Source organism: Pseudomonas sp. CM25 (assembly GCF_013179705.1).
Lineage (GTDB): Bacteria > Pseudomonadota > Gammaproteobacteria > Pseudomonadales > Pseudomonadaceae > Aquipseudomonas.
Genome location: NZ_JABMCW010000650.1, coordinates 1 through 1,251, shown reverse-complemented (window position 1 = coordinate 1,251; position 1,251 = coordinate 1). Strand labels below are relative to the sequence as shown.

General features: G+C 60.7%; 2 protein-coding genes. Both read left to right on the top strand.

Annotated features, from left to right (window positions below; all coding sequences use genetic code 11):
- The first annotated feature begins 7 nt into the window (after positions 1-7).
- Positions 8-451 carry a phage tail tube protein gene (locus HP546_RS30385; RefSeq protein ID WP_172233627.1) on the top strand — a complete coding sequence of 148 codons (444 nt, stop codon included), beginning with the start codon at positions 8-10 and terminating at the stop codon, positions 449-451.
- 3 nt (positions 452-454) lie between these two features.
- The gene (locus tag HP546_RS30380; protein WP_172233624.1) at positions 455-925 is read left to right on the top strand and encodes a phage tail assembly chaperone family protein, TAC; all 471 of its coding nucleotides are present in this window, start codon (positions 455-457) and stop codon (positions 923-925) included.
- Positions 926-1,251 lie beyond the last annotated feature (326 nt).

The window sequence follows — 1,251 nt, the reverse complement described above, 5'->3', positions numbered from 1 at the left end:
GCGGCCTTTGAGTGGCACAGGCCCAAGGACCGTGATGGAGGTTGAATGCCTCACCGCGTTCAACCCTGGCGGATCGCCGGCAGACCAGATTGACGACACCTGCTTGGCCGATACCGAGCGGAAGTACAAGAAGGGGCTGCGCACCCCTGGCCAGGCGACGGCCACCATCTTGGCTGACCCGCGCAATGCCAGCCACGTTCGCATGTTCCAGTTGTCTCAGGATGACGACGATGAGGACATTCTTTGGGCGCTCGGCTGGTCTGACGGCAAGGACATCCCACCCACGGTCAACGCCGCTGGCGATGACTTCGAGCTACCCACCACCCGCACCTGGTGCCTGTTCGCCGGCTATGTCGCAGATTTCCCGTTCGACTTTGCCAGCAACACCTCGGTGAGCACTGCAGCGACCATTCAGCGCTCCGGCAAGCTCAACTGGGTCATCAAGGAGTAACCCATGAAGTTGACACTCGACGCGCTCAAGGGCGTAGGCTCGTTCACTGGCCGGCCGGTGGAAAAGGAAATCAAGTGGCGCCAGGATGGCACGGATTACACTGCCACCGTCTACGTACGGCCGATGGGCTACCAGACGGCGGTGAGCGACGTGCTTTCGGCTACTGGCAGGCAGGACAGCATTGCGGGCCGTATTGCCGCGTCTATCTGCGACGAGCACGGCAACCCGGTGTTCAGCAGCCCGATGGATATCACTCACGGGCCGCTTGATCCAGTTGAGCTGGAAAAGGACCCGGAGAGCACCAAGCGCTTGGGTTCGCTTGACGGCGCCCTGTCCGTCGCCCTGCTGTTCGCTATCCAAGAGGTCAACGACCTGGGAAAGACGAAGAGCTCACCGAGCGAGACGAAGTCTGGCACGAACTCGTCCTCTCCGGCGTCGGGGGCTCGACGATCGCGCAAGCCAAGGAAAACCTAAGTCTGAGTGAGTTCAGGTCCTGGGTGAAGTACCGCAGGCGCCGCGGCTCACTGCATCTTGGGCTGCGGGTTGAGCGCTCGGTAGCCATGCTGGCTGCGCTCACGGCCAACCTTCACCGCGACCCGCAGAAGAAACCAGCGCCCTACAGCTGGACGGACTTCGCACTGCACGAGGATGACGACAGACCGATCTCCCTGTCGGACGCTATTGCTACCTGGACGTAAGTGGCTTTTAGCCTGCATTTGTTATCATCCGTTTTTTAACCTGTGAGGGATGACAGATGCGCAAACTAATTGCCGTGGCCATGGCCGCAGCTATGCTTTCAG

Coding starts and splice junctions, on each gene's coding strand:
- HP546_RS30380 (WP_172233624.1), top strand. CDS start 455: ATGAAGTTGACACTCGACGCGCTCAAGGGCGTAGGCTCGTTCACTGGC.